The organism is Pseudomonadota bacterium (genome assembly GCA_030860485.1).
In the GTDB taxonomy this organism is placed as follows: Bacteria; Pseudomonadota; Gammaproteobacteria; order JACCXJ01; family JACCXJ01; genus JACCXJ01.
This window is the reverse complement of record JALZID010000132.1, coordinates 1-6,269: the sequence shown is the minus strand read 5'-3', so window position 1 is coordinate 6,269 and position 6,269 is coordinate 1. Positions and strand designations below refer to the sequence as shown.

The following is a 6,269-nucleotide window of genomic DNA, read 5'->3' as shown; positions in this document are numbered from 1 at the left end:
CCCCCACCCACCCTGACCGTGACCAGCACGGGTTTATTATCCCGAGACGTGGCTCTAAGATAAGAAGAAGCGGGTGTCTTTCGCGCCAGCCCGAAGCATTTGCTCGCAGGCGCGTTCAAAAGGCGGGCAACCTGGGCGGGCAAGGCGCGGGGGATTGGTATACGATAGGGGCAGCAGGAAGACGGTCGATTCTAGGGAGGTCTCATGATCGGGAACCACATGACCAACGATCCGCAGGCTCGGTTCATTGATTCGCTGACCGCGTTCACGAAGGAACATCAAGCGCGGCACTGGGAAGGTTCGTTCGCGGCTTTCCTCGGCGAGGTCTTGCCGCAACACCCTCACGGCCTCACGCGCAACAGTCACCAGTATGTCTGGGACATGCTGCGGCGGGCCGGTCTCGATGGCGGTGAGGAGCACGCAGAGCCCAAGCAGCACGGCCTGTTCGCCGACGAGCTGTTCGGGATCGACGATGCCCTGGAGCGCGCTGTCGACTACTTCAAGGCCGCGAGCGCGGGCTCCGAGGTCGGGCGCAGGCTGTTGCTCTTGCTGGGCCCGCCCTCGGGGGGCAAGTCCACGATGGTGATCCTCTTGAAGCGCGGGCTGGAAGAATACTCGCACACGGACGATGGCGCCCTCTATGCGGTCAAGGGCTGCCCGACCAGCGAGAACCCACTGCACCTGGTGCCCCACACCCTGCGCGGCAACTTCCGGGAGACCTACGGCGTCGAGATCGCGGGGCAGGTGTGTCCTTACTGCCGCATGCGCCTGGAGGAGGAGTTCAGCGGCGATTTCATGCAGTTCCCGGTGCATCGCATCTTTATCTCCGAGGCCGGACGCAGCGGGATCGGCACCTACGCGCCGCATGATCCCACCACCGCCGACATCGCCGATCTGGTCGGGTCCGTGGACCTCTCGAAGGTGAGCAAGTACGGCGATGAAGGCGATCCCAGGGCCTGGTCGTGGTCGGGGGCGGTGTACGCGGCGAGCCGCGGGGTGCTCGAAATGATCGAGATCCTCAAGGTCAAGCGCGAGTTCCTGTATCTGCTCTTGACCTTGACCCAGGAAAAGAACGTCAAGGTGTCGCGCTTCCCGCTCATCTACCTCGACGAGACGATCCTGGCGCACACCAACCTCGCCGAGTTCCACAAGTTTTTGCAAGAGCGCGAGAACGAGGCCCTGTTGGATCGCATGGTCATCGTCAAGGTGCCCTACACCCTGTCTTACAAGGACGAGGCGCGCATCTACACCAAGCTCATCTCGGCCGCACCCAACTTCCGCGAGGTCCACCTCGACCCGCATGCGCTCCAGGTCGCGGCCGTGTTCGCGGTCCTGACACGCGTCCATAAGTCGGAGCGCGAGGGGCTCGATCTGACCAAGAAGGTGTCGCTGTACGCCGGCGAGGACGTCGAGGGGGTGAGTCCCTCCGAGGTCGAGCGGATCCGCGGCGAGTCGCCCGAGGAAGGGATGTCGGGGGTGAGCCCGCGGTTCGTGATCAACGCCCTGTCCAAGGCCATCAGCAAGAGCGAGGCACGGAGCCTGACCACCATGGAGGTGTTGCTCGCGCTCAAGGACGCCATCGAGTCCGATGCGCGCATGGACGCCAAGCAGAAGCGCCAATGGCTGGACTTTCTGGTGATCGCCCGCAAGGACTTCTACAATCGCTGGGTCAAGGAAGACGTCCACAAGGCCCTATTCGCCTCCTTCGAGCAGGAGGCGCAGGGCCTGCTCGAGAAGTACCTCGACGAGGTGGAGGCGGCGCTCGACCATCGCGAGATCGTCGATCCCATCACCGGCGAGCGGCGGCCGCCCGACGAGCGCTTCAAGCGCGCGGTCGAAGAGAAGATCAACATCTCGGACTCCGGCAAGGTGTCGTTCCGCCAGGAGGTGGTACGCAAGGCGATGGTGGCCTACAAGCAGGGCGAGAAGTTCACCCTCGATTCGCATGCGCGCCTGCACCAGGCCATCGAGCAGTACCTGTTCGAGGAGCGCCGCGATGTGCTCCGGCTCGTGACCTCGACGACCCGTCCCGACGAGGAGGCACGCCAGAAGATCTCGGCGGTGCAGCGCCGGCTCGCTGAAGAATACGGCTATGACGAACACAGTGCCAAGGAGGCGTTGAATTATGTCACTACCCTGCTGTCTCAAGAATAAAAAGGAGAAGACCCTTTCTGTGTGAACAAACAAAAGCTCGTGAGGCGGGATCGGAGACCGGTGGGCGCAAACAATGGCGGACCTGACATCGATGCGCCATTGCATCCATCGCCATTGCATCGATCGTAAGGCGTATAATTCGACGGGGTGAGGTAAGCGAAGGCGCATGGGCCGATGAACCCGAGTGACAAGGACAAACAGTCGCACGGCTCCAAAGAGGCCGATTGGTACGATCTCTTCTCTCGCGGGGCACGCGATTGGCTGCGCCACAACGACAAGGTCCGGGACAGCGTCAAGGAACATCTCCCGGAGCTCGTCGCCAACTCCGATGTCATCTCGCGTCCCGACAACCGCACGGTCCAGGTCCCGGTGCGCTTCCTCGAGCACTACCGCTTTCGTTTGCGCGATCCGGAGGCGCAGCAATCCGTCGGTCAGGGCAAGCGCGGCCAGGTGAACCCGGGTGATTTGCTGCGACCCGGCCAGGCGCCCCTGGATCCCAGAGACCGCGGCGGCGGATCCGAAATGGGCGGATTCGAGCTGGTCCTGGAGCTCAAGATCGACGACATCGTCGATTGGCTGTGGGAGGAGTTGGAGCTACCGAACCTCGAGCCCCGGCCCGGCGACGCGCTGGTCGATGAGCAATATGTGCGCGAGGGTTGGGACCGGCGCGGCGTGCGTTCGCGGCTCGATCGGCGCCGTACCCTAAAAGAGGCCATCAAGCGCCGCTCGGTCCAGCACGACGGGCCGGAGTTCTCGAACGAGGATCTACGCTTTCGCCAGCTCGCGCGGCGCCGCCGCCCGGCGACCCGCGCCGTGATCTTCTTCCTGCTCGATGCCTCCTCCAGCATGGAGGAAGCAGACCGCAAGCTCGCCAAGACCTTCTTCTTCTGGGCTCTGCAGGGACTCAGGCGCCAGTACCACGAGATCAACACGGTGTTCATCGCCCACACGGCCATGGCCTGGGAGTTCTCCGAGGCGGAGTTCTTCCGTGTCACGGCCCAGGGCGGCACCCAGGCCTCGAGCGCCTTCACCCTGGCGCTCGACATCCTGCACGCGCGCTACAGCCCCGCTCGCTACAACGCCTATCTGTTCTACGCCTCGGACGGCGATAACTTCATCGAAGATCGGGAGCCCACCGCGGCGGCGTTGCAGCAACTGAGCGCCCTGCTCAACTTCATCGGTTACGTGGAGATCAGCCACGCCGCCAGCGAGGCCCTCGACACCCAGATGGGGGTCCTGTTCCACGACCTCGCCACCGTCGATCTCCCCATCGGCAGCTTTCCCTTGGCCAGCCATGAGGACATCTGGCCCAGCATCCGCCGATTCTTCAAGCAGCAGGCGGGTGCCGAGGCTGCCTAAATGATGGCCAGGGCCGCCGACACCTATCTCGCTCCCATAGAGGCCATGGCCCGCGGCCTCGGGCTCGATTTTTATGAGGTCGATTTCGAGGTGGTCCCACCGAGCTTCATGATGGAGGTTGCGGTCTACGGCCTGCCGGTGCGCATGCCGCACTGGTCCTTCGGCGTGCGCTACATCTATCAACTGGTCCAACACCGCATGGGCCACTCCAAGATCTTCGAGGTGGTGTTCCCGGGCAATCCTGGACGGGCCTATCTGGCCAACACCAACAGCGTACAGGAGAACACCCTGGTCATCGCCCACGTCCTCGGCCACGCGGACTTCTCGAAGAACAACCTGCTGTTCAGGCGCGCCCAGGAACAGGTCGGTTTCCACGTGGTGGAGCAGGCCGCCGCCCACGCCCATCAGATCGAGAACGCCATCGCCGAGTACGGTCAGAACCGTGTCGAGGCGGTCTTGGATGCCGCGCTGGCCCTGGAACAGCACATCGACGACGATCAACGATTGACACGCCCGCGCTACCCCGAAAAACCAAAGGCTCGGGAGCCACGAACGATCGAGGGCTTTCGCAAGCGCTTCGAGACCCTGCCGGGGGAGGACGAGCCGGCCGCTCCGGGCCGCGAGCATGCGCGCGTTGCGATCCCCCCGCACCCGGAGTCCGATCTCCTGTGGTTCATCGCCCACTACGCGCCCGAGATGGAGGACTGGGAGCGTGACATCTTCCTGGCCGTGCGCGAGGAATCGTTTTACTTCCATCCGGTATTCGCTTGCCACATCATGAACGAAGGCTGGGCCTCGTATTGGCACGCGCGGCTCTTGCGGGAGGCCGGCTTCCTGCCCAATCATGTCTATCTCGACGCCTTGAAGGCACATTCCGACGTGGTGAGGCCGTTTGCCGGGGATCGCGAGATCGCGCTCTCCGTCAACCCCTACCACCTGGGATTCGCGCTGTGGGAGAAGATTATCGACGACCATGACCTCGACGCCGCGCGCCGCATCATGCGCGAAGAGGACGATTGCAGCTTCCTGCACAACTATCTGGACGCGGAGCTGGCCCGTGAGCTCGGGCTGTTCCGCTTCCAGGCCAGGCGCAACGGCGAGATCAAGGTCGGTGACTGGGACATCGACGCGCTGCGCGAAGAGCTCCTGGCCCCACGCTATCACTTCGGTGCGCCGCGCATCTCGGTGATGTCCCTCGGCAACGACGGCAGCCTGGAGCTGACCCAGGACCATGGCGGCGACCGGCGCGGTCTCGACATCGAGTATGCCCGCAGGGTCCTCGAATACATCCATCGGGTGTGGCGGCGCCCGGTGATGATGCGCACCGTCGACACCCGCGACCGGGAGACGGTGATCAAGGTCGGGACATCCTTGCACTGAATCCCCCCTTTTGGGTGATTGACGGGCGCGACCGGATCGCGTCAGATCACCATTCGGTCCTGCCAGGGTTATCGATCTGTCACTCGAACGGCATTGCGTGGTGCTCGTCGGTACTCAGAAGGGTCTGTTCTGCTTTCGCTCCGATCGCGATCGGCGGCGATGGTCAATCGAGGGGCCCCAGATCACCGGCTACGGGGTGTCTCATGCCTGGCTCGACCCGCGTGAGCCACGACGCGGTTATGCTGCGGCCAACCACCCGATCTGGGGGGCCCACGTTTATCGCAGCGACGACGGCGGGTGGAGTTGGAAGGCCCTCGATCGCGCCCCCTGTCATGCGCCCGGTCGCCAGGGATCCTCCGTCGAGGCCATCTGGTTCCTGGCGCCGGGACCTGTGGATGCGCCGGGGGTGATGTATGCCGGCATCGATCCGCCGGGTCTCTTCGTGAGCATGGACCACGGGGAGCGCTTCGAGCCGGTGGGGGGGTTGAACGATCACCCGACGCGCCCGACCTGGGAGCCGGCACGCGGGGGATTCGCCGTCCATTCCATCTACGTGGACCCCACCGACGCGCGCCGCATCTATGTCGCGGTCTCGGCCGGTGGCGCGTTCCGCTCCGACGATGGGGGGATGAGCTTCCGTCCCATCAACCGCGGCGTACGGGCGCACAACCTCCCGAGCCCCTGTCCCGAAACCGGCCATAACATCCACCGGCTGCTCATGCACCCGGCCCGCCCCGAGCGCCTCTACCGGCAGTGCTACAACGGCACCTATCGCAGCGACGACCGGGGCCAGAGCTGGACCGAGATCACCGCGGGCCTCCCGAGCGACTTCGGTTACGCGATCGCCGTCTGTCCCTCCGACCCCGACAGGGTATTCGTGATTCCGGAGGAGAGCCAGCACATGCGCACCACGGCCGGACGCAAGCTCTGCGTCTATCGCAGCCGTGACGGGGGACGGCACTGGGAGCCACAGACCCGAGGGCTCCCGCAGGAGCACGTCTACATCACCGTCCTGAGAGAGGCACTGGCCACCGACGGGCTCGACCCCTGCGGCGTTTACTTCGGCACCTCCAGTGGCCATCTCTTCGCCAGCCGCGATCTGGGTTCGCATTGGGAGCTCCTCGCGAGCTTTCTGCCGCGGATCCTGTCCGTGCAGGTCGGTGTCTGTGACTGATTGGACCGAGCGAGATCGCGAGGCGCTCTTGGAAGCCCTGGCCGCGACGCGCGGGCTCGTGGCGCTGGTCGGCGCGGGGGGTAAGAAGACCACCCTCTACCGGCTGGCGCGGGCCCACGCGGGTCGTATCGGCATCACCGCGACCGTGGCCATCCCGCCGTTCCCCGCAGACCTCGGCGCCCATGTGATCGTCGCCGGGACA

Annotated in this window: 5 protein-coding genes; all 5 read left to right on the top strand. The window is 64.6% G+C overall.

What is annotated here, in order from left to right:
* The first annotated feature begins 204 nt into the window (after nt 1-204).
* Nucleotides 205-2,154, top strand: a complete 1,950-nt coding sequence (locus M3461_07355; GenBank protein MDQ3774182.1) for a serine protein kinase — start codon at nt 205-207, stop codon at nt 2,152-2,154.
* Nucleotides 2,155-2,328: 174 nt separating this feature from the next.
* Complete coding sequence (locus tag M3461_07350) at nt 2,329-3,513, top strand: DUF444 family protein (protein MDQ3774181.1); 1,185 nt, start codon at nt 2,329-2,331, stop codon at nt 3,511-3,513.
* Nucleotides 3,514-4,893, top strand: coding sequence for a SpoVR family protein (locus M3461_07345; protein ID MDQ3774180.1), 1,380 nt, complete (start codon nt 3,514-3,516; stop codon nt 4,891-4,893).
* Between the two features lie 97 nt (nt 4,894-4,990).
* Nucleotides 4,991-6,067: a hypothetical protein gene (locus M3461_07340; GenBank protein ID MDQ3774179.1), complete on the top strand. Its 1,077-nt coding sequence runs from the start codon at nt 4,991-4,993 to the stop codon at nt 6,065-6,067.
* On the top strand, nt 6,060-6,269 hold a 210-nt coding region (locus M3461_07335), incomplete at its 3' end, for a hypothetical protein (protein ID MDQ3774178.1). The genes M3461_07340 and M3461_07335, both read left to right, overlap by 8 nt.